The organism is Curtobacterium sp. NPDC089991 (assembly GCF_044748425.1).
In the GTDB taxonomy this organism is placed as follows: domain Bacteria; phylum Actinomycetota; class Actinomycetes; order Actinomycetales; family Microbacteriaceae; genus Curtobacterium.
On record NZ_JBIVGB010000002.1, the window covers coordinates 36,157 to 61,563 of the forward strand.

The following is a 25,407-nucleotide window of genomic DNA, read 5'->3' on the forward strand; positions in this document are numbered from 1 at the left end:
GCACCGACCGTCGAGGTTCCACAACACGCGCGATCACGCGCCGAGATGCGCAGATCTCGGAACCTCACGAGCGGGCGCGGACCCGACGCGCGACTCCCGCGGGCGCGGCGCGCCCAGGCGCTAGGCGGGAGCGGTCAGCCAGCGGAACGGGATGGTGATCGTCACCTCGGTGCCGCTGCCGGTCAGGGTGTGCCAGTCGATCGTGCCGCCGAGCTCGCCCTGGATGAGCGTGCGGACGATCTGGGTGCCGAGGCCCGACCCGACCTTCCCCTCGGGCAGACCCACGCCGTTGTCACGGACCTCGATCTCCAGGTGGTCGTCGAACCGGCGGGCGACGATCTCGACCTCGCCGTCGCGGCCGTCCAGCCCGTGCTCGACGGCGTTCGTGACGAGCTCGGTGAGCCCGAGTGCGAGCGGCGTGGCAGCCTCGGACGGCAGCACCCCGAACTCGCCGGTCTTCTTCGGGTGCACGGTCGTGTTGTGCGACGCGGCGACCTCGGTGACGAGCTTGAGCACCGAGTCGAAGACGTCGTCGAAGTCGACCGTCTGGCTCAGGCCGCTCGACAGCGTGTCGTGCACGACCGCGATGGCTGCCACGCGGCGCATGGCGTTCTGCAGCGAGGTCCGTGCCTCGTCGGAGTGCGTCCGACGAGCCTGGATGCGCAGCAACGACGCCACCGTCTGCAGGTTGTTCTTGACGCGGTGGTGGATCTCGCGGATCGTCGCGTCCTTGGTGATGAGCTCGCGCTCCTGGTGCCGGAGCTCCGACACGTCGCGGCAGAGCACGATCGCACCGATGCGGTCGCCGTGGTCGCGGAGCGGGATCGACCGCAGCGACACCGTCACGCCCTTCGACTCGATGTCAGCCCGCCACGGAGCGCGACCGGTGACGACGAGGGGCAGGGACTCGTCGACGTCGAGCTGCGCGCCGATGAGCTCGGTGGTGACCTCGGCGAGGGACTTCCGTTCGAGCTCTCCCTCGAAGCCCATCCGGTTGAAGGCGCTCAGGCCGTTCGGGCTGGCGAACGTCACGATGCCGGCGGTGTCGAGGCGCAGCAGACCGTCACTGGCGCGCGGGGCGCCGCGGCGCGGACCGGCCGGTGCGCCGAGGTCCGGGAAGTCGCCCGTCGCGATCATGCCGAACAGGTCGTTCGCACTCGCGGTGAAGTTCAGTTCCTGGCGGCTCGGCGTCCGCATCTCGTCCTGGTTGGAGTGCCGCGTGACGACGGCGATCGGCCGCTCGGTGGTCTCCGCGCTCTTGGCACTGAGGCGCCGCAGCACCGGGATCGCACGGACCCGGGTGGGGGTGTCCTCGTACCAGTCGGGCTCGGCGGAGTCGACGACGCGGGCGCCGGCGAAGCTCTCGGTCACCTGACCGCGCCACTCCTCGCGGATCTCCTGGCCGACGATGTCGCGGTAGAACAGTGTGGCGGCGGAGCTCGGTCGGGCGTGTGCCACGGCGACGAACGAGCCGTCCTCGGCAGTCGGCACCCACAGCACCATGTCGGCGAAGGACAGGTCGGCGAGGAGCTGCCAGTCCCCCACGAGCAGGTGGAGCCACTCCACGTCGGCTTCGGAGGAACGGCCTTGCGCGAGGACGAGGTCACTGAGGGTCGACACCCAGCCAGTCTAGGTGCGCCGACATGTGGACAACGTCGTGCTCTCCACAGGCCCAGCAGCTTTGTATTTCTCATGTTGCACGCCCCATACGCTCGCTCCAGCAACGGAAGGGGCAGGGGTGGCGGAGCAGGCACGCCGGATCGACCACACGACGACGACGGCACACTCGCCGCCACTGACGATCGTCGAACCGCAACCGGTCGAGGAACCGGCGAGCGGCCCTCCGGACCCGGCGGACACCGCACGCGCCCTGGGACTGTGCGTCGCCGAGGTCCTGACCGGGGCCCGCGAGGTCGACAGCATCGCCCGCTGGATCACCGACGACGTGCACCGACACCTGCAGCAACGTGCGGCCGTGGCCGCGCACGCCCGCTCGGTGCGCCGACGGTCGCGGAGCCGAGCGGTGCTGCGGGTCGGCAGCGTGCTCGTCTGCCGACCGGCGGACGGTGTCGCCGAGGCGACCGTCGTCGTGCACACGCGCAGTCATGCACGCGCCGTGGCGATGCGGTTGGAGACACGGGACGGCAGGTGGCGGGCGACCGCGATCGGCGTCCTGTAGGTGCCTGACGCGGACGGGAGGCCCGTGGCGGTGTCGCCACGGGCCTCCCGTCCGCCGGTCGGTGCGCTTGGTGAGCAGCAATGGTCGGGTCCCGACGCGGGACCCGACCATTGCTACTCACGATGCGCTCACGCGCACGCGGACTACTTCTTGGACGCCTGACGACGCTCGGCACGGTTGCCGGCCGCGGCAGCCTGGCCGGAGGCCGTGGCTGCGTTGCCGAACGCGGAGCCCTGCTCGGGCTCGGCAGCTGCCTCGGCCTCGGCCTGGGCCTGCTGCGCACGCGCCGTGGCGGCCTGCTCGAGGCGGCCCTTCTCGTCGCGCACCTCGACCTCGCCGTCGATCGACGGTGCCGAGTACTCGAGGCCGGAGACCTCGTCCTCGCCGAGACCCTTGGCCTCGATGACGGCGTTCTCGCCGTCGGACTGCACCTGGACCTCGAGGTTGAACAGGTAGCCGACCGACTCTTCGCGGATCTGGCCCATCATCGTCTGGAACAGCGCGTAGCCCTCGCGCTGGTACTCGACGAGCGGGTCACGCTGCGCCATCGCGCGGAGGCCGATGCCGTCCTTGAGGTAGTCCATCTCGTACAGGTGGTCGCGCCAGCGGCGGTCGATCACCGACAGGACGACACGACGCTCGAGCTCGCGCATCGCCTCGTCGCCGAGGAGCTCCTCACGCGTGGAGTACGCAAGCTTGGCGTCGGAGAGGATCTCGCGGCCGAGGAAGTCCCGCGACGCCTTGCCCTTCGAGCCGGCCTCGGTGATGACCTCGTCGATGGAGATCGAGATCGGGTAGAGCGTGCCGAGCTCGGTCCACATGGCGTCGAGGTCCCAGTCGTCCGGCGAGCCCTCACCGGTGTGGGTGTCGATCACGTCGTCGATGACGGCCTTGAGGAACGACTGCGCGCGGTCGTGCAGGTCGTCGCCCTCGAGGATGTGGCGGCGGTCGCTGTAGATCGCCTCGCGCTGCCGGTTCAGGACGTCGTCGTACTTCAGGACGTTCTTGCGGATCTCGGCGTTCCGGCCCTCGACCTGCGCCTGGGCGGAACGGATCGCGCGGCCGACGAGCTTGTTCTCGATCGCCAGGTCGTCCGGCACGTTCGAGCGGCCCATGAGGCTCTCGGCGGCACCGGAGTTGAACAGGCGCATGAGGTCGTCGGTGAGCGACAGGTAGAAGCGGCTCTCGCCCGGGTCACCCTGACGGCCGGAACGACCACGCAGCTGGTTGTCGATGCGGCGCGACTCGTGGCGCTCGGTGCCGAGGACGTAGAGCCCACCGGCCTCGCGGACCTTGTCGCCCTCGACCTCGACCTCGGCCTTGACGCGGGCGAAGACCTCGTCCCACTCGGCTTCGTACTCGTCGGGGGTCTCGGTCGGCGACAGGCCCTTGGCGTGCATCTCCTGCACCGCCAGGAACTCGGAGTTGCCGCCGAGCATGATGTCGGTGCCGCGGCCGGCCATGTTCGTCGCGACGGTGACGGCGCCGAGGCGACCGGCCTGGGCGACGATCGCGGCTTCACGCGCGTGGTTCTTCGCGTTGAGGACCTCGTGCTTCACGCCCTTCTTGGCGAGGAGCTTCGACAGGTACTCGGACTTCTCGACGCTCGTGGTGCCGACGAGGACGGGCTGGCCCTGCTCGTGGCGCTCGGCGATGTCCTCGGCGACCTGCTCGAACTTGGACTTCTCGTTCTTGTAGACCAGGTCGGTCTGGTCGATGCGCTGCATCGGCTTGTTCGTCGGGATCGGGACCACGCCGAGCTTGTAGGTCGACATGAACTCGGCCGCTTCGGTCTCGGCGGTACCGGTCATGCCGGAGAGCTTCTGGTACAGCCGGAAGTAGTTCTGCAGCGTGACCGTGGCGAGGGTCTGGTTCTCCGCCTTGACCTCGACGTTCTCCTTCGCCTCGATCGCCTGGTGGATGCCCTCGTTGTAGCGACGGCCCATCAGGATGCGGCCGGTGTGCTCGTCGACGATGAGCACCTCGCCGTTCATCACGACGTAGTCCTTGTCGCGCTTGAACAGGGCGACGGCCTTGATGGAGTTGTTGAGGAACGAGATGAGCGGGGTGTTCGCCGACTCGTACAGGTTGTCGATGCCGAGGTAGTCCTCGACCTTCTCGATGCCGGGCTCGAGCACGCCGACGGTGCGCTTCTTCTCGTCGACCTCGTAGTCCTCGCCCGGGGTCAGGCGCTTGGCGATCGAGGCGAACTCCGTGAACCACCGGTTGGCCTCGCCCGAGGACGGGCCGGAGATGATGAGCGGCGTGCGGGCCTCGTCGATGAGGATCGAGTCGACCTCGTCGACGACGGCGAAGAAGTGGCCGCGCTGCACCATGTCGGAGGCCTGCCACGCCATGTTGTCGCGCAGGTAGTCGAAGCCGAACTCGTTGTTCGTGCCGTAGGTGATGTCCGCGGCGTACTGCTCGCGGCGCTCGGCCGGCGTCTGGTTGGCGATGATGCAGCCGGTCGTCATGCCGAGGGCGCGGAAGACGCGACCCATGATCTCGGACTGGTACGACGCCAGGTAGTCGTTGACCGTGATGACGTGCACGCCACGCGACGGGATCGCGTTGAGGTAGGCCGCCGTCGTCGCGACGAGGGTCTTGCCCTCACCGGTCTTCATCTCGGCGATGTTGCCGAGGTGCAGGGCCGCCCCGCCCATGAGCTGCACGTCGAAGTGCCGCATGCCGAGGGTGCGCTTCGCTGCTTCCCGCACGGCGGCGAACGCCTCGGGGAGCAGGTCGTCGAGGGTCTCGCCGTTGGCGTACCGCTCGCGCAGCTCCTTCGTCTCGTCCTGGAGTTCCTCGTCGGTGAGGCTCGAGAAGTCGTCCTCGAGGTCGTTGATCGCCGAGGCGTACGCCTTCAGCCGGCGGACGGTGCGTCCTTCGCCGATGCGGAGGACCTTCTCCAGCACGTTTGCCACGTGAGCTCCTTACGGGGTCGTCGTGCGCGACCTGCGCGCCCGATCGACCAGTCATGCTAGCAACCCCCCCGGTGCCGTGCGCTGTGAGGGGTGTCGGTGTGGGGGCAGCGGTGTGCGCGGCCCGCGAACGGACCGCGCACACACGGGTCGGACGGTGTCCGCAGCGATCGCGTCAGGCGAGCGCGGCGGCCGGCTCGGCGTCCACCGACGCCGCGGCACCGGTCTGGTCGTCGATGCCGATCACGCCGTAGTCCCAGCCCTTGCGTCGGTAGACGACGCTCGGGCGGTGGGTCTCGGCGTCCACGAACAGGTAGAAGTCGTGTCCGACGAGCTCCATGAAGTACAGGGCGTCGTCGACGGTCATCGGGGCGGCCTCGAAGACCTTGTGCCGGATGACCACGGGGCTGTAGACCTCATCGTCCTCGTCCTCCGGTGCGTCGGCGTCGACGACCGGGACCGCGCCGGTGGCGACGTCCTCGATGAGGCGGCCGTCAGCGGGGACCACCCCCATGCCGTCGAAGCCACTGCCTGCGGCCTCGGCCACTGAGGTCGGGCGGTGACGACCGCGGTGCACCTTGCGCCGGTCACGAGCACGACGCAGCCGTTCCATGATGCGGGCGAAGGCGAGGTCGAAGGCGGCGTACTTGTCGGACGCCGCGGACTCCGCCCGCACGAGGGGCCCGGGACCGATGAGCGTCAGCTCGATGCGGTCCTCGCCCTGGCTGCCGCCCGACTTCTCGTGGTGGCGGCTGATGCGCACCTCGAAGGCGAGCGCACGGTCAGCGAGCACGTCGATCTTCTCGGACTTCTGTTCGACGTAGGTGCGGAATCGGTCGGTGACCCCGACGTTCCGGCCTGTGATCGTCACGTCCATGTCGCGGCTCCCATCGAGCTTCGGCGCGTCGCCTCCATCCGGCGAACCCGAACGCCTTGCCGCGAGGCTAGACCCGCCGCAGGTCCCGCGTCACGGTGCGTCGGCGAGTCTGCCGGACACCCACCGGACGCACAGCGGTCACCCGGTGTTCACCGAGCCATCAGTCCTCGACGCTCGCGACGGCCACGCACCGGACGACCCGGCCGCCCGCGGCGCGGACCGCCCGCACCCCCTCGGCCATCGTCACGCCGGTCGTCACGACGTCGTCCACGAGCACCACGTCCCGCCCGTCGACCCCGCACGCCCGCAGCGTCCCGACGGTCGCGGCGACCCGCTCGATCGCCGTCCGTTCCTTCTGGCCCGGTCCCCCGCTCGCCGGTCCACCCCGGACCCGCACCCGTCGGAGCCGCCCGGTGCCACGGACGCCGCCGCGGGCGAGCAGCAGCACCACGGGGTCGAACCCCCGACGCCGTGCCCCCGCCCGCGACGGCGGGACCCGCAGCACCACGGCGCCCACGGGTGCCTCGGCGAGCGCGGCGCGCACGAGCGAGCCGAAGCGAGCGCCGAGCGGTCGTGCGACGTCCACCCGACCGCGGAGCTTCAGCTCGAGCAGCAGGGTCCGGACGAGTCCCTCGTACTCGAAGGCGGCGTCGAGCCGCACGCCCGCGACGAGTCGGACCCGACGCGGGCGTGCGGCCAGGGCGGTGCGGCAGGCCCGGCAGAGCGCACGGTCCGGCCGTCCGCAGCCCAGGCAGTCCACCGGCAGGAACAGGCTGAGCACCGCGAGCGCCGCGTCACGCCACGGCGTGGGCCGGTCCTCGGTGCGCATGCAACGAGTGTGGTGGCGACCGGAGGGCGGGCATGGGCCGACGGTGCGGACGGTGGACGGGCCTCCCGGCCGGGGTGGGTGTGGAGGGGTGACCGCGACGTCAGCGCTGGACGCCGAGCACGTCCGCGGTCACGCCGGTCGTGTCCCAACCGCCGCCGGTGGACTGCAGCACCGACCCGCTCGACATCCGGAGCAGCAGCGCACCACCGCTCCCGCCGCTGATCGAGGTCGCGCGCCCGTCCGGCTTCGGCAGGGTGCTCGACTGCCCGCCGATGGTGGTCCGGACGACGTTCGGCCCGGCCGTGGTCTGCCCGACCGAGGCCACGTCGGTGTCGTTCACCCACGTCGCCCCGACCGCGTCGCCGGTGGCCGCCTGCACGCGGACGGCTGCGCCGAACGACGTCGGGGACCGGTCGGACCCGCGGATGATCGCCATCACGTACAGGCCGGGGCCGTCGGCGGTCTGGATCAGGGCGAGTGCCCGGGTCGAGTCGCGGGAGACCTGGAACGACACGAGGTCACCGCGCGGCAACGACGTCGCGACCTGGTGCGGGTCGCCGCCGAGGCCGTAGGCGGTGATCCGGCGGGTGTCCGACGACTGGCCGACCCACACGAACCCGAGGTCGTCGATCGCGGGGGCGACGAGGTCCTCGCGGGCGTCGACGCGCAGGTGGTCGTCGCCGCGGACGACGACGGCACCGTCGCGGTTGCCGACGGCGGCCGTGGTGCCGGAGGCGGACAGCGAGATCGAGGTCGGGTCGAGGCCGGCCACGGTGTCGCCGACGCCGCCGCCGAGCTTCGAGACCTTGCCGGTGCCCGTGGCCGCGTAGCCGACCACACCGTCCTCGTCGACGAGGGGGCGGGGGTCGACGTCCGGGTTCTGCTGCGCGTTCGCCCCGCTCGAGTCGGGGACGGACAGGCTCGCGCCCTCGATGGTCATCGACACCGACGAGATCGTGGCGACCGAGGCGAGCGACTTGCTCAGCTGCTCGCGCATCCGGACACGGTCGACGGTGCTGGCGCGCAGGGCGTCGCTGGACAGGTCGACGAGTGCCGTGCCGCTGTCGATGGTGACCGCGTTCAGGGAGAGCTGGGTGCCCTCGGGGAACGACGAGACCACGGCGCCCTTCAGCCAGTCGGCGGGACCGGCCATCAGGGCGCTGGCGATGCGGGTGCTGGTGGACGAGCGGGCGAGGAACCAGCGCTCGTCGGGTACGAGGAACCGGAACGTCGGGTCGTAGAAGTACAGGGCGTGCTGCTGGAAGACGGAGTCGAAGCTCACCGGGGACAGGATGATGCCGTCCGGGGCGTAGGCGATGCGCCACTCGCCGTCCTCGCGGGTGAACTGGAACGTCAGGGTGGACGAGGTCGGGCGGACCGCCTGGGTGTACTCCCCCTCGGAGTCCACCGTCGCGCTCGCGGTGAGCGTGTACGTCAGCTCGCGGTCGTCGGCGCGCTCGACGGTGCCGCTGCCGTCGCGGATCGTGACGCCCTGCCGCGGGTTCCACTGCTGCGAGAAGTCCGAGGCGAGGAACTGCCGGGCGATGGCGTAGTTGTCCTGTGCACCGGTGGCCGCCGCGATGAACCCGCGCAGGATCGCCGTCTGGTCGGAGCCGGTGATCGGCTTGTCCGGCCGGAAGTCGACGCCGGACAGCGACTCGTCCTTGATCGTCTGCCCGGTGCGGACGGCGCCGTCGACGGGGATGGCGGCGCAGGCGGTGAGCGCCAGCACACTGACCGCCGCCAGCGCCGCGGCGACGACGTGCCGGAAGCGGGGACGGAGACGGGGACGCATCAGGACTCCTCTCGCACGGCGCGGGGGCCGTCGTACGACTCGTCGAGCTCGGGCAGCGGGATCGCCGACGTCGCGGCGGTGACCTGTTCGTTGCGGGGCAGCGTCAGCACGAAGGTCGATCCCTGACCGGGGCGCGACCACACGTCGATCCGACCACCGTGCAGCTTCGCGTCGCCCAGGCTGATCGCGAGACCCAGGCCGGTGCCGCCGATGGTGCGCTTGCGGCTCGGGTCGGCGCGCCAGAACCGGTCGAACACCCGTGCTGCGTCCTCCGGCGGCATGCCGACGCCCTGGTCGCGCACCGCGATGGCGACCGTGCGGGCGTCGCTGTCGACGACGACCTGGACGGGCTTGGCGTCACCGTGCTCGATCGCGTTGCCGACCAGGTTGCGCAGGATGCGGCGGACGCGCTTGGCGTCGAGTCGCATCGTGGTGTGGCCGCCGGGGGTGGCGAGCTGCAGGTCGATGCCGGCGCGTTCGGCCAGGGGGCGGAACTCCTCGACGATGTCCGCGGCGAGCGCCGCCGGCACCGACGGCTCGGTGTCGAGCTGCACGGCCTGGGCGTCGTAGCGGGAGATCTCGAGCAGGTCGGCGAGCAGCAGCTCGAACCGCTCCACCTGGGCGTGCAGGAGCTCGGCCGAGCGCCCGACCGAGGGCTCGAACGCGTGCCGCGAGTCGAAGAGCATGTCGCCGGCGAGCCGGATGGTGGTGAGCGGCGTGCGCAGCTCGTGGGACACGTCCGACACGAAGCGCTGCTGCACGCGGGAGAGCTCGGCGAGCTGGGTGATCTGCCGGCTGACCGCCTCGGCCATGCCGTTGAAGCTCCGCGCGAGGGTCGCCAGGTCGTCCTGGCCGCGCACCGGGATGCGTTCGTCGAGGCGTCCGGCGGCGATCTTGCGGCTCGTCTCCGCCGCCTCGCGGATCGGGACGACGACCAACCGGACCACGAGCGACGTCACCAGGGCGATGAGCACCATGAGCGCGACGCCGCCGATCGAGAGCGTCTGCGACACGAAGTCGAGGGTCTGCTGGGCATCGGACAGGTCGTAGACCAGGTACAGCTCGTACTGGCCGGCGCTCGGGATCTGCAGCGTCGAGCCGACGGCGAGCCCGGGCACGCGGCGGCCGTCGTCGTCGAGCTGCACCGGCTGCAGGCTGAGCTTGCCGGTGTTCGCGCCGACCTCCTTGCGCAGGGCGTCCGTGATGACGGCGTCCGGGAAGTCCTGGCTCGCGATGGTCTGCAGCGTCTGCGGGGTGGACTGGTCCGGGCTCCGCTCGATCGCGATGCTCGTGCCGCCGGGGCTCGTCGTGTTCGACAGGATCGCCTGCTGCGCCTCGTTCTGCAGCGTCTCGAGCTCGGACTGGTTGTTGTCCTCGGCCGCGGTGGCGGCGTCGAAGATCCCCTGCGCGACGATGGTCGCGCGGGCCGACTCGGACTCGATCTGGTCGCGGCGCTGCGAGTAGACGTTCGTCGAGATGCTCACCATGACGGCGGTGCCGATGATCCCGACCGCCAGTCCGGTCGTCATCACGGTGATGGCGACCGAGCGGAACATCAGGGACCGCCGCCACACGTACGCGACGGGCCGCCAGCCACGGCGGACCCAGCGGCGCATCCGTCGTCGGCCGCGGCCGACCACCCCGATCGACACGGTGGCCGTGCCGGGGGTGGCACCGGCTGCCGTGCCGGGAGCGGTGCCGGCGGGCGGGGCGGGCGGCACGGTGGTCAGGCTCCTCCGGCCCGGTACCCGACGCCGCGGACCGTGGTGACGGTCTTCGGGTTGTCCGGGTCGTGCTCGATCTTCGCGCGCAGGCGCTGGACGTGCACGTTCACCAGGCGGGTGTCGGCCTTGTAGTGGTAGCCCCAGACCTGCTCGAGCAGCATCTCGCGGGTGAAGACCTGGTTCGGCTTCTCGGCGAGCGCGCGGAGCAGGTCGAACTCGAGCGGGGTGAGCGCGATGACGGTGTCGCCGCGGCGGACCTCGTGCCCGGCGACGTCGACCGTCACGTCACCGACGTGCAGCACCGTGGCGTCGGTGGCGCTCGGCCGCAGCCGCGTGCGGATGCGGGCGACGAGCTCCTTCGGGTTGAACGGCTTGACGACGTAGTCGTCGGCACCGTTCTCGAGGCCGAGGACGACGTCGGCGGTGTCGCTCTTGGCGGTGAGCATGATGATCGGCGTGCCGCTCTCGGCACGGATGCGCTTGCAGACCTCGATGCCGTCGATGCCCGGGAGCATCACGTCGAGCAGGACGAGGTCCGGCTTCGTGCTGTGGAACGCGTCGACGGCGTCGTTGCCGTCAGCGCTGAACTCGGGTTCGTAGCCCTCCGAGCGGAGGACGATGCCGATCATCTCGGCGAGGGCCTGGTCGTCGTCGACGACGAGGATGCGCGGTGTCATGTGATGTGGACTCCGTGTGGCGTGCGGGTGGTGCCGGGTCGGCACGTGTCCCCACACGATAGCCGAGGCCCCGTCACGCGGCGTTTTCCGCCAGGATGGAGGTGGACCGCGCGTCGCAGCGCGGACCGACACGACGAAGGGGGCCGAGGTCATGTCCGATTGGCAGACGCCTGGCGGTGGTCAGCAGGGGGCCGGGCAGCAGGGTGCCGGGCAGCAGGGCGCCGGGCAGCAGGGCGCGTGGCAGGGACAGCCGGGAGGCCCGCCCCGCTTCTCCGCGCCGCCGCCGCCCGCCCCGGGGCCGGGTCGACCCCCCGGCGGTCGTCCGCCGTCCGGCTCGCGTCCGGTGATCCCCCTGCGCCCGCTCGGCTTCGGTGACGTGCTCGGCGGCGCCTTCACGGTCTTCCGCCGGAACGCCCGCGTCCTGCTGCTCTGGAGCGTGCTGCTCAGCGGTGTGCTCGGGCTGCTCTCCACCCTCGTCAGCACGTTCGGCCAGCAGGCGCTGCAGTCGCGGATGATGACGGCGTTCGACGGCAGCGGTGGTGGCGACACGATCGTCGCGGGCTCGGTGACGCTGTGGATCCTGCTGACGATCGGCCTGCCGTTCCTGGCGTACCTCGGGCGCGGCTTCCTGGTCGCACCGGTCGCCGCGGACACCGGCCAGCGGGTGCTCGGCCGACGCGCGACCTTCCGGGGTCTCTGGGCGTTGCTCGCCGGGCGGCGGTGGCCGGTCGTCGGGTGGATGTTCGTGCAGATCGGCGCGGGACTCGTCGTCGGGATCATCGTCGCGGTGGTGTTCTTCGGGTTCTTCGCTGCGCTCGGTGCCGGGGACGCCGGCGCCGGGTGGTTCGTCCTGGCGGTCTTCGTGATGGTGCTCGGCTTCGGTGTCGTGCTGACGTGGCTCGGCATCCGCTTCGCCTTCACCGTGCCGACCATCGCGCTCGAGGGCCGACCGGTCTTCGCCGCCGCCGCGCAGTCGTGGCGGCTCACCCGAGGTGCGTTCTGGCGGACCTTCGGCATCCTGCTGCTCGTGCAGGTGATGTTCGGGGTCGCGGCGTCGATCGCCACGGCGCCGCTCACCATCGGGGCCGTGCTCGTCGGCGGGGTGTTCGACCCGCTCGGGCAGACCGACGCGTCCTCGGGCATCGGTGCGGGCGCCCTCGTCCTGATCGTCATCGGCAGCCTGCTCGCGATCGCGGTGCAGTGCGTCACCGACGTGCTGAGTGCGGCGGTCGTCACCTTCCTGACCATCGACCGACGGATCCGGACCGAGGCCCTCGACCAGCGGATCGCGTCGCACCTCGACACCGGGCAGCCGGCCGACCCGTTCGCACCGTCCGCACCGGTCGCCCGACCGCCGTGGCCGCCGCAGCAGTGGGCCGGGCAGCAGCAGCCGTGGGCGCAGCAGCCGCAGCAGTGGCCCGGACAGCCCCCGCAGGCGTGGCCCGGACAGCAGCAGGGGCAGCAGCCCTGGCCCGGACAGCAGCAACCGTGGCCGCAACACCCGCCGCAGCAGGGGCAGCACCGGCCGCCGGACGGGACCGCATGACCGCGGTCGACCCCGACGAGGCCCGACGTCTGCTCGAACGCGAACTCGACCGGCCCGCGTACGACGGCGCGCACGTGACGTGGTGGGACCGGGCGTCACGGACGTTCCTGGACTGGCTCGGGTCGCTCCGCGCCGACGGACTCGACTCCCCAGTCGCGGCCCGCACGGCCCTGGTGATCGCCATCGTGGTGCTCGTCGCCGTCGTCGTGCTCGTCGTCGTGGCCCGCGGGCTCCCCCGACGTCGTGCACGCAGCGGCGCGGACGACACCGGCGGGGTGTTCGACGACGACGACCTCCGGTCCGCCCGGGAACTGCTCGAGGCCGCACAGTCCGCGATCCGCCGGGGCGACTGGTCGGCCGCGGTCCTCGACGGCTTCCGTGCGACGGCCCGCGGCCTCGGCGAGCGCGACCTGGTCCCGGACGTCCCCGGGGCCACCGCACGCACCATCGCGGTGCGGGGCGCCGCGCCGTTCCCCGCCGAGGCCGCGGCGCTCGACGACGCCGCGACGGCCTTCGACGCCGTCCGCTACCTCGGGCTCGACGCCGACGAGGGCAACGCTCGCCGGGTCCTCGACACCGAGCGCGCCGTGCGCCAGGCTCGTCCGGCCAGGTCCACGGGGCCGGTGGTACCGGCATGACCGCCAGCACTGCCACCGCAGCTGCGCCGCGCACGGGTGCGCCGTCGCCGGACCAGCCAGAGGGCCGCCGACTCCGGGTCGGCTTCTGGGTCGCGATCGTGCTCGTCGGGCTCGTGCTCGCCGTGCTCACCGCCGTGGTGCAGGGCGCCGAGGGCCCGGACCGCCGGCCGCTCGACCCCACCTCGACCACCGCGAGCGGATCGGCTGCGCTGGTCCGTGTCCTGGAGCAGGATGGCACCTCCGTCCGGGTGACCGACCGTGCCGACGGGATCGACGGTGGCACGGTGTTCGTCGACGACTCCGACGGCGTCCTCGACCCAGGCGTCGCCGAGCGCCTCGCCCGGACCGCCGACCACGTGGTCCTGGTGGGCGTCGACTCCACGCCGTTCGCGTCGTTCGGCCTCGACGTCACCACGGCCACCGCGCCCGAGGGCGACGACACCGTGTCCACCGCGTCCTGCGCGATCCCGGCCGCGGCGTCGGCTGCGCGGGTGTCCACCGCCGGGTACGGCTACACGGTGGACGACCCCGACGCGGATCGCTGCGCGCCGTCCGGCAGCGGCGACGACCGAGCCTGGGGACTCGTCCGCACGGCGACGCCCGGCGGCGACGTCACCCTCGTCGGCACCACCTCGGCGTTCCGCAACGACACGATCACGACCGCCGGGAACGCCGCGCTCGCCCTCGGGCTGCTCGGCTCGGACGACCGCCTCACCTGGTACACGCCGACCGTCGGCGCCCCAGACGCCGCCCCGACCCTCGGCGAGCTCGCACCACCGTGGGTGCCGAGCGGCCTCGCGCTGCTCGCCCTGGTGGCCGTCGCCGCCGCGGTGTGGCGGGGCCGACGTCTCGGGCCGCTCGTCGTCGAGCGGATGCCCGTCGTGGTCCGCGCCGCCGAGACCACCGAGGGCCGTGCCCGCATGTACGCCCGCACCCACGACCGCACCCACGCCCTGGACACCCTCCGTGTCGCCGCGGTGCGCCGGATCGGCCGGCTGCTCGGACTCCCCCGGTCCGCGCACGTCGACGACGTCGTCCGCGCAGCGGCCCGCGCCACCGGCATCCCGCACGACCGCGTCGGCGCCGTCCTCGTCGGCGGTCCGACCTCCGACGACCGCGCCCTCGTCGACGGCACGAGGGCACTCGACGACCTCGAACGGGCCGTCCGACGATCCACCTCGGGCGACCGTCCCAGCACCGACCACGACCGACCAGGAGCACGACCGTGACCGACCTGCCAGCTGCCCCCGACCAGCACGTCCCCGCACCGGGCGACCGCGCCCCGCACGACCGGAACCAGCACGACCGGAACCAGCACGACCCCGGGCTCCGCGACGCCTTCGGGCGGGTCCGGGCCGAGGTCGCCAAGGCCGTCGTCGGGCAGGAGGGCGCGGTGTCCGGCATGATCGTCGGACTCCTGGCGCAGGGGCACGTGCTGCTCGAGGGCGTGCCCGGCGTCGCCAAGACCCTGCTCGTCCGCAGCCTGGCCGCCGCGATGTCCCTCGACACGAAGCGGATCCAGTTCACGCCGGACCTGATGCCCGGCGACGTGACCGGTTCGCTCGTGTACGACGCCTCCACCGGCACGTTCCCGTTCCGCGAGGGCCCCGTCTTCACGAACGTGCTGCTCGCCGACGAGGTGAACCGCACGCCCCCGAAGACCCAGTCCGCCCTGCTCGAGGCGATGGAGGAACGCCAGGTCAGCGTCGACGGCGACGCCCGGCTGCTGCCCGACCCGTTCTTCGTCGCCGCGACCATGAACCCGATCGAGTTCGAGGGCACGTACACGCTCCCCGAGGCGCAGCTCGACCGCTTCCTGGTGAAGCTGACGCTCGACATCCCGCCGCGCGACGTCGAGTGGCAGGTCCTCCGCCGGCACGCCGACGGCTTCGTGCCGCGGGACGTCCGGTCGGCGGGCATCACCCCGGTGGTCGGCGTCGACGAGGTCCTCGCCGCGCAGCGCGCCGTCCGGGCCGTCGGTGCTCGTGACGACGTGCTGGCGTACATCGTCGACCTCGCCCGCGCCACCCGTCAGGCACCGTCCGTCCGGGTCGGGGTCAGCCCGCGCGGTGCGACGGCCCTGCTCGCCGCCGCGAAGGCCTGGGCGTGGCTCACCGGCTACGACGCCATCACGCCCGACCACGTGCAGGCGATGGCCCTGCCGGTCTGGCGGCACCGGCTCCGGGTCGCCGCCGACGCCGAGCTCGAGGGCGTCGGCGCCGACGGGGTGCTCCAGCAGGTGCTCGAGCAGGTGCGGGTGCCGATCTAGTGGCGCTCTCCGGCCGGTTCGTCGCGCTGCTCGCCGTCGCCGTCGTGCCCACCGTGCTGCTCGCCAGCGGGTGGGCCGGCCTGGCGTGGGTCGTCGTCGTGCTGCTCGCCGCGGCCCTCGACGTCCTGCTCGCCGCCGACCTGTCACGCGTGCGGGTCGAACGGCGGATGCCGCGACTGGCCCGCCGGGACAGCACCGCCGACGGCACGCTCGTACTCGCGAACGACGGCGGGCGGGTGCTCCGGGGCATCGTCCGCGACATGTGGGAGCCCTCGGCCGGACACCGGCCGCGCCGGGTCCGGATGACGGTGCCCGCGGGCGAACGACGGACCGCCCGCATGCGGTTCACCCCGTTCCGCCGCGGTCGACGCCGCACGGCCGGCGTCGCGGTCCGGGCGTTCGGTCCGCTCGGTCTCGCCGCCCGGCAGCGGGTCGTCACGGCACCGGGCGAACTCGTCGTCACGCCGCCGTTCCGCTCGCGACGGCACCTGCCGTCACGGCTGGCCCGGTTGCGCGAACTCGACGGCGAGACCACCCTGCAGCTCCGCGGCCACGGCACCGAGTTCGACTCGCTGCGCGACTACGTCCGGGGCGACGACGTCCGCTCGATCGACTGGCGAGCGACCGCCCGACGGCAGGACCTCGTGGTCCGCACCTGGCGCCCGGAGCGCGACCGTCGGGTCGTGGTCGTCGTCGACGCCGGGCGCGCCGGAGCCGGCAGGGTCGCGGACGAACCGCGCCTCGACACCTTCATCGAGTCCGCACTGCTCCTCGGCGCCCTGGCCGCGGCCGCCGGAGACCGGGTCGACCTGGCGGTCCTCGACGACACCGTCCACGACCGTGTGCACGGGGCGACCCGCACCGACGTGGTCCAGCGCTTCGGCGAGGCCCTCGCGATGGCGGAACCCGGACTCGCCGCGACCGACTGGTCCGCCGTGCCGGCGCTCGTCGACTCGATCACGACCTCTCGGGCGCTCGTCGTGCTGGCGTCGAGCCTCGACTCGGTCGGTGCCTCCGGCGACCTGCTGGCGGTGCTGCCCCGGCTCACCCGGCGGCACGCCGTCGTGGTGACGAGCATCGAGGACCCGGCGGTGCAGCGGACCGCACGCGGCGGGGTGGACCCGGCCACGACGATCCGCACGGCGCGGGGCGGACGCGTGCCGGGCCTCCCGACCGGCGCGGAGCGCGACGTGTACCGGCGGGCAGCCGCCGAACGCACCCTGCTCGATGCCGACGGCGTCGCCGACGTCGCCCGCCGGAGTGGCGCCGAGGTCGTCCGTGGCGCACCGGAGGACGTCCCACCGCTCGTGGCCGACGCCTACCTGCGCGCGAAGGCGACCGGCCGGCTCTGAAACCGGGCGGACGCTACCCGGCGACCAGGGCGGAGGTGCCGCGCTCGAACTCGTCGAGGTCGCCGCGCTCCCCGGCCCGGTACGCGCGACCGCCGAGCACCCACTGGTACGCCAGGACCGCAGCGAGGGCGATCGTCCCGATGCCGATCTTGACCGGCCACGGCCAGTCCTGACGGGTGACGATGCCCTCGACCAGGCCGGACAGCAGCAGCGTCAGCGTCAGGCCGACCGCGATCGTGATGAGGGCTCGGCCGTCCTCGGCGAGGGCCTGCGCACGGGTCCGGTGCGGTCCCGGAGCGACCCACGACCAGAAGATCATCAGGCCCGCCCCGCCGGCGAGGAAGACCGAGTACAGCTCGAGCTGGCCGTGCGGGGCGATGTAGAGGAAGAAGTCGGCCAGGCGGCCCTGCGAGTGCATGATCGCCGCGGAGACCCCGAGCCCGACGGCGTTCTGCATGATCGAGAACGGCACGAAGACGCCCGTGATGCCGAACGCGACCATGGTGGCCGCGATGTAGGCGTTGTTCGTCCACACCTGGGCCGTGAACGCACCGAGACCGTGGTCGGAGTAGTAGTCGACGAAGTCCTGCGTGGCGTACTGGCGGAGCGCCTCCGGCGTGCCGAAGGTCGCCGTCGCCCCCGGTGTCGTCGTGATCCAGACGGCCACGATCGCGCCGATCGCGCCGGTGGCCAGCGCCACCCAGATCGTCACCCAGCGGATCCGGTACAGCGCCGCGGGCAGCTGCCGGGTGAAGAACAGGGCGACCGCGGTGAGCGGGTCGACCGGAGTGCCGGTGAAGCGCAGGCGGGCGCGGTACAGGGTGAGGGACAGCCGGTCACCGGTCGCGGTGCGGGGTGCCGCGCCCCGGATGCGGGCGAGGTCCGTCGCGGCGGCCTGGTAGCCGGAGACGAGCCGGTCGACGTCGGCACCGGTGGTGTGCTGGGCGCGCGCGAGGCGGTCGAGCTCCTGCCACCGGTCGCGGTGCACCTCGGCGTAGGCGTCCAGGTCCACGTGTTCCCCCTCGTGTCGGCCGACTTCCGACAGAATGATCCCATGTCGAAGCCCCGCACGCCGCGCGACCTCGCCGATGCCCGGTTCTCGCTCGCCCTGGACGAGACCGCCGACGAGCTCGTGGTCGGCGAGGCGGTCGCGCTCGACGTGCAGCCGGCCGGACTCGTCCTGCGTTTGGCGTCGGCGCTCCTCGACGGGGTGTGCCTGCTCGTCCTGTACCTGCTGCTCGTGTTCGGGGTGTCCCGGCTGTGGCCGAGCGGCCTCGACGAGGCGTGGGGCGCCGCGCTGAGCATCGCCCTGTTCGTCGCCGTGCTCGTGCTCGTGCCGGCCGCCGTCGAGACGGTGACCCGGGGCCGCAGCGTCGGCCGGTACGCCGTCGGCACGCGGGTCGTCCGGGTCGACGGCGGTGCGATCGGGTTCCGGCACGCCTTCACCCGCGCGCTCGTCGGGCTGTTCGAGCTGTGGATGACGTTCGGGTCGGTGGCGCTGCTCGTGGCGTTGTTCGGCAGTCGTCCGCGGCGCCTCGGGGACCTGCTCGCCGGCACCGTCGTGCAGCACGAGCGGCTGCCGAAGCAGCGCGACCCCCAGGTGGTGCTGCCACCCGAGCTGACGGCCTGGGCCACGGTCGCGGACGTCTCGGCGCTGCCGCAGCGACTCGAGAACCGGCTCGGCGCGTTCTTCCGCGGGGCCGCCGTGATGCGCCCCGAACTCCGGGAGTCCGCCGCCCGCGCGCTGGCCGCGGACATCGCACCCTTCGCCCACCCGGTGCCGCCGGTGCCTGCCGAGGTGTTCCTCGCCGGGGTCGTCGTGCTGCGCAGTGGGCGGGACGTGCAGGCGCTGCGCTCCCGCGTCGGGTTGCTCACCGAGGCGGGCGCGTCGGCGTCGGCGCGGCCCCCGGGCTTCCCGCGCTAGCGCGCTGCGCCCCGCTCAGTACCGGTAGTGCTCGGGCTTGAAGGGGCCCTCGACCGGCACGCCGATGTACGCCGCCTGCTCCGGGCGCAGCGTCGTCAACTCCACCCCGAGGGCGCCGAGGTGCAGGCGTGCGACCTTCTCGTCCAGGTGCTTCGGCAGCACGTAGACCCCGGTCGGGTACTCGTCACGACGGGTGTGCAGCTCGATCTGCGCCAGGACCTGGTTCGTGAACGAGTTGCTCATCACGAACGACGGGTGCCCGGTGGCGTTGCCGAGGTTCATCAGCCGCCCCTCGGACAGCACCAGGATCGAGCGGCCCGTCGGTAGGCGCCACTCGTGCACCTGCGGCTTGATCTCGACCTTCTCCACACCCGGCAGGGACTCGAGCCCGGCCATGTCGATCTCGTTGTCGAAGTGACCGACGTTGGCGACGATCGCCAGGTGCTTCAGCCCGAGCATCTCGTCGACGCCCACGACGCCGAGGTTGCCCGTGCACGTGATGACCATGTCGACGGTCTCGATGACATCGGCCAGACGGGCCACCTGGTAGCCGTCCATCGCGGCCTGCAGCGCGCAGATCGGGTCGACCTCGCTGACGATGACGCGGGCGCCCTGGCCGCGCAGTGCCTCCGCCGCACCCTTGCCGACGTCGCCGTACCCGACCACGAACGCGACCTTGCCGCCCATCAGGACGTCGGTCGCACGGTTGAGGCCGTCGGGCAGGGAGTGGCGGATGCCGTACTTGTTGTCGAACTTCGACTTCGTCACGGAGTCGTTCACGTTGATCGCGGGGAACCGCAGCTGTCCGTTGCGCGACAGCTCGTACAGGCGGTGCACGCCCGTGGTGGTCTCCTCGGTGACGCCCTCGATGTCCGCGGCGATGCGGGTCCAGCGGTCGGAGGACGTCTCGAGCGACGCCGCGACGGTGTCGAGCACGATCTTCCACTCGGCACTCGCATCGGCACCGGCGACCGGCGCAGCACCAGCGGCTTCGGCGTCGGCTCCGGTGTGCACGAGCATGGTGGCGTCACCGCCGTCGTCCAGGATCAGGTTCGGACCGGCCCACTCGGTTCCGACGGCAGCGGCCTCGGCGGTCCAGTCGAAGATGCGGCTGGTGCACCACCAGTACTCCTCGAGCGTCTCGCCCTTCCACGCGAACACGGGGACGCCGGCTGGCGCGTCCGGCGTGCCGGTCGGCCCGACCGCGATCGCCGCGGCGGCTTCGTCCTGCGTCGAGAAGATGTTGCAGCTCGCCCACCGCACCTGCGCACCCAGGGTGACGAGCGTCTCGATCAGGACGGCCGTCTGCACCGTCATGTGCAGCGAACCGGCGATGCGCGCGCCGGCCAGCGGCTGCGACGCACCGAACTCCTCACGCAGGGCCATCAGGCCCGGCATCTCGTTCTCGGCGAGGCGGATCTGGTGACGGCCCGCCTCGGCGAGCGAGAGGTCGGCGACGCGGTACGGTGCTGCGGTCTGGGCTTCGGTGGGCATGCCCATCAGTCTTCCATGCCGGGAGGCGCGGGTCCCCAGCCGACGTCGGTCACGTTCCACGGGCCTCCCGTCCACCACCGCTGGTGCGTCGCGGACGCGAGCCGTCAGTCGGTCTCGCGCTGCAGCGGCTCGCGCCGCACCACCTGCCAGCCGCGCGGGACGCGCAGGCCGGCCGCGTGCCGGGCGCAGAGGTCGTAGCCGTGCGGTTCGACCCGCGTGGAGAGCGGCCCGACGACGACCATGGAGTCCCCGTAGTCGTAGGTCAGGGTCGCCGAAGCGCTCGCGGCGCACGCGACCTTGCTGCAGATCCTCACGTCCATGTCGTCAGGGAGCCTAGCGGAGCGCGCACGAGCGACCGCAGCGACCGGGAGTGACGACGGCACGCGTACGATGTGGGGATGCGTCGCAAGCCCCGCCTCGTCACTCCGGTCGACCGCGGTCGAGGCCGCTCCCGGCACGGACGCGGCGGGCGGTCGAGCGTGACCGGTCCCGAGCTCGCACCGATCACCACCCGCGCCGAGGCCTTCGACCGCATCGTCGGCGACAGTGCCCACTACCTGATCGGGCTCTGGCCCGACGAGCTGTCGGGCGTGGTGTTCCAGGTGGCCGACATGCCGACCGACGCCACCCTGCCCGACGCGATGCCCCGCTGGCGCATCGACCGCGACACCCGCAGGGTCACCGTGTTCCGGATCCCCGTCGAGCGGGTGAACCGCAGCCCCGAGAAGGACGACGCGGACCGGCGGATCATCATCGAGACGGCCGTGTTCCGCGCCGTCGGCGAGCTGATCGGCAAGGACCCGTGGGACCTGGCGCCGGACCGCTACCGCCACTGGTGACGGTGCGACGCCCGGAGGCGCCGCACCGACGTCACCGTCAGGGGTAGACGCGCACCGGCGTGGACACCTGGGTGGACGGTCGGACCGGGAACCCGGCGATGCCGTCGTCCCCGCGGTAGGTCACGCCCACCACGACCCCTTCGGCGCCGGAGATCGAGAGCTGCTTCGCGGTCTGCACGGGCATGGTGGCGGTGGCACCCGACAGCACCGTGATGGTGCGCTTCTCGTCGCCGGAGCGGATCGTGATCGCACGGTCCTCACGCGTCGGGTTCACGAAGTTCATGCGGACACCCTCCCCCGGTGCCACCGCGGTGATGACCTGGTCGCCCAGCGGCTCGGCCGAGGCGAACCAGCCGAGGTCGCTGTTGCCGTCGGCCGTCGGTGAGGTCGTGCGGGCACCGGCGACGACGGGTTGCGTCGACGTGACGGTGAACGAGTAGCGGCCGTCCGGGAAGTCGTCGAGCGCGACGTCGGTCACGACCCCGGGCTCGGCGGTGGCGTTCACGGTCGTGCCGCCGCCGTCCGCCGTGCTGATGCCGAGCGTGACGCGTGCCGACTCGGTACCGGGGACGAACAGCCGGACGACGGGGGCTGCGTCCGCCGTGTCGTCACCGCGCTGTGCCTCCTGCGCGCCGGCGAGCACGACGCCGGGGATGACCTGCGACCGCGAGGGAGCGGCGCCGCCGGAGACGATGTCGTAGCCACCGGGGGTCAGCGTGCGGACGACGGTCTCCTGCATGTGGGCGACGATCTGCCCGCCCGAGGACGACACGTGCACGACGGTGGATCCCTGGTCGGACACGAAGCCGGACAGCGGGACGACCTTCTGGGTGTTCGGGGCGACGACGATGCCGGTCGTGCCGGGGGCGCTGACCGTGCCGGTGCCGTCGTAGATGGCCAGGTCGACGGTGGCGTTCACGTCGGTCGGGTTCGACAGGGTGACGAGGCTGGTGCGCCCGGTCTCGGTCGAGCCGCCGACGAGCCAGGTCGACTGCGACGGGTCGTCGCACGACGCCGCGCCGGCACCGACCAGGTCGCCGCTGGAGACGCTCTGGTAGCTGCTGCCCGCCACCTGCGGTGTCGTGTCGCCCGCGGGGGCGGTGAGCAGGCGCGGGTCGCTGCCGCCGGTGGACGACGGGTCGAGCGAGGTGCGCTCGACGGTCGAGCCGGTCGTCGCAGTGGCCACGGTCGCCGATCCGACGGTGCTCGCCTGGGTGGCGTCGTTGCCGGAGTCGTCGGACAGGCGCAGGGCGCTGCCGGCGCAGACGCGCTCGGCGTCGGCGGGCACCGGGGTGACGGTGCGGCCGGCCGGGCGACCCGGTTCGGCCGCGGTGCCGTAGGCGTGCGCGGCCGTGACGGCGCCGGCAGCCACGACGACGGCGATCGCGGTCGCGGTGCCGCGGACGACCCAGCGTCGGACGGAGCGGGTGGTGGTGCTCATTCGTCGCGCTCCTCGTCGAAGGTGGTCGCGGGTTCCTCGGCCTCGATGACGTTCGAGGTGGCGCGGCGACGGCGCGGGGCCGTCGGCACGGCGAGCAGGGCGGCCGCCCCGAACACCACGCCGAGGACGACCAGGTACAGGACGTGTGTGGCACGGGCGGCGGCGGACCCGGTGGTGGTCCGGTCGACGTCGCCCTCGTAGTGGAACAGCTGGCCGTTCGTCGTCTCACCGATGCTCGTGAAGAGCGCGTTCTGCCCGATCGCGCCAGCGGCACGGTCGTGCACGGTCTGCGCCTCGGGGTCGTCACCGGCGTCGTCGAGCAGGACGAAGCTGATGCCGAGTTCCTGCAGTGCCGGCCGGGGGTCGTAGCCGCTGCGGCTCGCCAGGTTGCCGGCGAGCGTCGTCAGCCGGGCGCCGGACTCGCTCAACCGCAGGGCGGTGGCGTCCAGGGTCGACTGGTCGTCGAGGGTGGCTCCCTGGCCGCGTTCGAGCGCGACCGCGAGCGACCCGTCGTCCTGCGGCACCACGACGAGCGTGCCGACGTCGGGGTTCGCCTGCGCCTCGGCGTTCACGTACGCGCTGAGCACCCGGCCGGTGGTCGGCAGGATGGCAGCGTTGCCGAGGTAGAACGCGGCGAAGGCGGGGGCCACCGCGACACCGGCGAGCACCGTCGCGACGAGTCCCGTGACCGGGGCGGCCTTGGGCAGCACGTCGATCCCGATGCAGGCAGCGACCACGATCGCGAGCCAGTACACCGACAGCCCGCTGCCCGGCCACACGATGGTGGTGGTCGACCCGACGCCGGTGACGGTCACGTGGGTGGCGGCGAACGCGGTGCCGAACCCGAGCAGTGCGACGACGAGCGCCGAGCCGGCGACGGCCCAGCGGTGTCCGAGCATCGCGCCGATCGCCGCGGCGGCGATCGGGACGGCCAGGACGGCCATCACGATCGGCAGCCACGTGCCGACGGCGGCGAGCCCGGACGTGGCGGGCAGCCACCCGCTCCAGTCCGGCAGCGGCTGACCGATGGCCAGCTGCAGCGCGGACGGTGCGCGCGTGGCGGACGGGACGCCGGGGTCCGCGAAGACGGCGAGGACGTTGCCGCGTGCGACCTGGGCGAGGACGAGCGGCAGGAAGAGCACGGCGGTCGGCACCGGGATGAAGGCCCGACGATGTGCACGGCGCCACCCGACGACGAGCGCGACGAGCCATCCGATCAGCAGGACCGGCAGCAACGACGGCGCCGAGGCCGCCACGACCGCGAACAGCAGCGAGGCGCCCGAGGCCCAGGCCCACGAGCGGTGCGCCTCGAGCACGGCGACGAACAGCCACGGCAGCACCAGGTGCGCGATGACGGCGCCGAGGTGGCCCGTCGTGACCGCGCCGACGAGCGAGGGCGCGATGGCGTACAGCGCGGCACCGATCACCGGCACCCACTTGCGCGTGGTGACCTTGCGGACCGCGAACCAGGCGCCGAGGGCGGAGACCGGGAACGCGACGAGCATCACGAGCACGACGGACGTCGAGGGCGACCAGAACACGATCGACCCGAGGACCGCCAGCACGGCGGCGAACGGGTCGGACGGACCGGTGAACCCGGTGCCGAGCGAGTGCCAGCCGTACCCGACGTTCTGCCAGAGCTGCCCGACGCTCGTGCTGAGGGGCAGCAGGCCACCGCCGGTCAGCGCCGGTGAGCCGAGCAGGGGGTAGAGCGTGACGACGCTCAGGACGGCCGCGGCCAGCACGACCCAGATCCCGCCGTCGCCGAGGAACGACGCCCGCGCGATCGGGGCGTCCTCGACCCGGGCGAGTTCGACGTCGCGCGAGGTGGTGCGGTGCTCGTGCACCCGACGCCAGCTGACCCGGAGCGGTTCGACGGCGGCCCAACCGAGCTTCTTCGTGCGGGCGAGGTTCCTGCGCGCCCGACCGGTGCCTCCGCCGAAGGCCACCGCGAACGCCGCGGCGAGCTCGGGGACGACGGCCGCGGGGTGCTTGGCGACGAGGTGGCCGATCGCCCGGCCGAGTGCGAAGGGGACGAGGGTGAGCCAGTGCAGCCAGAGCAGTCCGCCCGGCGCGTAGGTCATCCGGCGGTGCAGCTGCGCCTGCCGGTGCATGCGGACACGGCGGGCCTCGGAGACGCGCTTGCGGCCGAACTCCTCGACCGGACCGGCGGTGGTGACCTTCGCCTCGGGGACCACGGCGACGCGGTGCCCGGCCAGGCGGACCCGGACGCAGAAGTCGAGGGCGGCGTCGACGTCGGGCAGCGCCGGGTCGAAGCCGGCGAGCTCGGTCCACACCGAGCGGCGCACGAGCATGCCGCCGGCGGCGACGCCGAGCACGTCGGTGTGCCGGTCGTGCTGGCCCTGGTCGAGCTCGTCCTGCACGAGACCGATCGATCGGCCGAAGCGCGTCATGCTCTCGCCGAACGCGCGGATGAGTGAGGGGTCGTCGTCGGCGACGAGCTTCGGGCCGGCCACGACCACGGACGGCGCGATCTCGACGGCGGAGAGCAGGTCGGCGAGCGCGGTCGGCGACGGCGCGTTGTCGTGACCGAGCAGCCACAGCCACTCGTCGACGGGCTCGTCCACCACGGCGGGCGGGGCCTCGCGCTCTCCGCGGGCGACGGCCTCGCCGAAGGGGCGTCCGGCCGGCAGGCGCAGGAGTTCGGCGGACCCGCCGAAGGACAGGCCGGCGGTGGAGCCGTCGGTCGATCCGACGTCGACGACCACCAGGTTCTCGGGGTGGCGGGTCTGGGCCGCGAGTGCGTCCAGGGTCCGGTCGAGGTGGGCCGCTCCGTTGGCGGCGACGAGGATCGCGGTGACTCTGGGCTGCATGACGGGCGTCACTCTACGGTCTGGAGGCACGGCGTCCGCTGCGGACGGCGGCGCGCCGTGAACCTGCG

At 72.6% G+C, this 25,407-nt stretch carries 20 protein-coding genes; 8 read left to right on the top strand and 12 right to left on the bottom strand.

The window, feature by feature from the left end:
- Positions 1–120: 120 nt before the first annotated feature.
- Complete coding sequence (locus ACIPV1_RS05350; protein ID WP_111085963.1) at positions 121–1,620, bottom strand: sensor histidine kinase; 1,500 nt, start codon at positions 1,618–1,620, stop codon at positions 121–123.
- Positions 1,621–1,738: 118 nt separating this feature from the next.
- Between ACIPV1_RS05350 and ACIPV1_RS05355 the strand changes: the two genes are divergently transcribed.
- Positions 1,739–2,179: an Rv3235 family protein gene (locus tag ACIPV1_RS05355; RefSeq protein WP_123938738.1), complete on the top strand. Its 441-nt coding sequence runs from the start codon at positions 1,739–1,741 to the stop codon at positions 2,177–2,179.
- Positions 2,180–2,322: 143 nt separating this feature from the next.
- On the opposite strand, the gene secA is transcribed toward ACIPV1_RS05355, so the two are convergent.
- The 6 genes from secA to mtrA all read right to left on the bottom strand — a co-directional run bounded on the left by secA (position 2,323) and on the right by mtrA (position 11,002).
- On the bottom strand, positions 2,323–5,103 hold the full coding sequence (secA, locus tag ACIPV1_RS05360; protein ID WP_123938737.1) for a preprotein translocase subunit SecA: 2,781 nt from the start codon (positions 5,101–5,103) through the stop codon (positions 2,323–2,325).
- A 172-nt stretch (positions 5,104–5,275) separates the two neighbouring features.
- On the bottom strand, positions 5,276–5,977 hold the full coding sequence (gene hpf, locus ACIPV1_RS05365) for a ribosome hibernation-promoting factor, HPF/YfiA family (RefSeq protein WP_123338985.1): 702 nt from the start codon (positions 5,975–5,977) through the stop codon (positions 5,276–5,278).
- A 160-nt stretch (positions 5,978–6,137) separates the two neighbouring features.
- The gene (locus tag ACIPV1_RS05370) at positions 6,138–6,806 is read right to left on the bottom strand and encodes a ComF family protein (protein WP_402725887.1); all 669 of its coding nucleotides are present in this window, start codon (positions 6,804–6,806) and stop codon (positions 6,138–6,140) included.
- 100 nt (positions 6,807–6,906) lie between these two features.
- On the bottom strand, positions 6,907–8,601 hold the full coding sequence (locus ACIPV1_RS05375) for a GerMN domain-containing protein (protein ID WP_123292247.1): 1,695 nt from the start codon (positions 8,599–8,601) through the stop codon (positions 6,907–6,909).
- Entirely contained in the window at positions 8,601–10,322 is a 1,722-nt protein-coding gene (gene mtrB, locus ACIPV1_RS05380) for an MtrAB system histidine kinase MtrB (protein WP_243648968.1), read from the bottom strand. Before mtrB ends, ACIPV1_RS05375 begins: the two co-directional genes overlap by 1 nt.
- Positions 10,323–10,327: 5 nt before the next feature.
- Positions 10,328–11,002, bottom strand: coding sequence for an MtrAB system response regulator MtrA (gene mtrA, locus ACIPV1_RS05385; RefSeq protein ID WP_123292246.1), 675 nt, complete (start codon positions 11,000–11,002; stop codon positions 10,328–10,330).
- 151 nt (positions 11,003–11,153) lie between these two features.
- Here mtrA and ACIPV1_RS05390 point away from each other — a divergent pair, with 151 nt between their 5' ends.
- From ACIPV1_RS05390 to ACIPV1_RS05410, 5 genes are read left to right on the top strand one after another with little or no spacing between them, the layout of a single operon-like run.
- Entirely contained in the window at positions 11,154–12,548 is a 1,395-nt protein-coding gene (locus tag ACIPV1_RS05390) for a glycerophosphoryl diester phosphodiesterase membrane domain-containing protein (RefSeq protein ID WP_402725888.1), read from the top strand.
- A complete protein-coding gene (locus ACIPV1_RS05395; protein WP_402725889.1) occupies positions 12,545–13,186 on the top strand; it encodes a DUF4129 domain-containing protein in 642 nt (213 codons plus the stop codon). The genes ACIPV1_RS05390 and ACIPV1_RS05395 overlap by 4 nt, the downstream gene beginning before the upstream one ends.
- Positions 13,183–14,415, top strand: coding sequence for a DUF4350 domain-containing protein (locus ACIPV1_RS05400; protein ID WP_402725890.1), 1,233 nt, complete (start codon positions 13,183–13,185; stop codon positions 14,413–14,415). The genes ACIPV1_RS05395 and ACIPV1_RS05400 overlap by 4 nt, the downstream gene beginning before the upstream one ends.
- Positions 14,412–15,455 (top strand): AAA family ATPase, encoded by a 1,044-nt coding sequence (locus tag ACIPV1_RS05405; protein WP_402725891.1) that lies wholly within the window; start codon positions 14,412–14,414, stop codon positions 15,453–15,455. The genes ACIPV1_RS05400 and ACIPV1_RS05405 overlap by 4 nt, the downstream gene beginning before the upstream one ends.
- The gene (locus ACIPV1_RS05410; RefSeq protein WP_402725892.1) at positions 15,455–16,807 is read left to right on the top strand and encodes a DUF58 domain-containing protein; all 1,353 of its coding nucleotides are present in this window, start codon (positions 15,455–15,457) and stop codon (positions 16,805–16,807) included. The genes ACIPV1_RS05405 and ACIPV1_RS05410 overlap by 1 nt, the downstream gene beginning before the upstream one ends.
- A 13-nt stretch (positions 16,808–16,820) precedes the next feature.
- On the opposite strand, the gene ACIPV1_RS05415 is transcribed toward ACIPV1_RS05410, so the two are convergent.
- Positions 16,821–17,819 (bottom strand): stage II sporulation protein M, encoded by a 999-nt coding sequence (locus ACIPV1_RS05415; protein ID WP_402725893.1) that lies wholly within the window; start codon positions 17,817–17,819, stop codon positions 16,821–16,823.
- 42 nt (positions 17,820–17,861) lie between these two features.
- Here ACIPV1_RS05415 and ACIPV1_RS05420 point away from each other — a divergent pair, with 42 nt between their 5' ends.
- Entirely contained in the window at positions 17,862–18,731 is an 870-nt protein-coding gene (locus ACIPV1_RS05420; RefSeq protein ID WP_402725894.1) for an RDD family protein, read from the top strand.
- A gap of 15 nt (positions 18,732–18,746) precedes the next feature.
- Here ACIPV1_RS05420 and ahcY read toward each other — a convergent pair whose 3' ends face one another.
- Both ahcY and ACIPV1_RS05430 read right to left on the bottom strand, forming a co-directional pair.
- Entirely contained in the window at positions 18,747–20,225 is a 1,479-nt protein-coding gene (gene ahcY, locus ACIPV1_RS05425; RefSeq protein WP_123938729.1) for an adenosylhomocysteinase, read from the bottom strand.
- A 104-nt stretch (positions 20,226–20,329) separates the two neighbouring features.
- Positions 20,330–20,545, bottom strand: a complete 216-nt coding sequence (locus ACIPV1_RS05430; RefSeq protein WP_111085977.1) for a DUF3499 family protein — start codon at positions 20,543–20,545, stop codon at positions 20,330–20,332.
- Between the two features lie 78 nt (positions 20,546–20,623).
- Between ACIPV1_RS05430 and ACIPV1_RS05435 the strand changes: the two genes are divergently transcribed.
- A complete protein-coding gene (locus ACIPV1_RS05435) occupies positions 20,624–21,064 on the top strand; it encodes a metallopeptidase family protein (protein ID WP_123938728.1) in 441 nt (146 codons plus the stop codon).
- A 37-nt stretch (positions 21,065–21,101) separates the two neighbouring features.
- On the opposite strand, the gene ACIPV1_RS05440 is transcribed toward ACIPV1_RS05435, so the two are convergent.
- Positions 21,102–22,505 carry a DUF5719 family protein gene (locus ACIPV1_RS05440; RefSeq protein WP_123938727.1) on the bottom strand — a complete coding sequence of 468 codons (1,404 nt, stop codon included), beginning with the start codon at positions 22,503–22,505 and terminating at the stop codon, positions 21,102–21,104.
- Positions 22,502–25,339, bottom strand: coding sequence for a glycosyltransferase (locus ACIPV1_RS05445; protein ID WP_402725895.1), 2,838 nt, complete (start codon positions 25,337–25,339; stop codon positions 22,502–22,504). The genes ACIPV1_RS05440 and ACIPV1_RS05445 overlap by 4 nt, the downstream gene beginning before the upstream one ends.
- Positions 25,340–25,407: the final 68 nt, after the last annotated feature.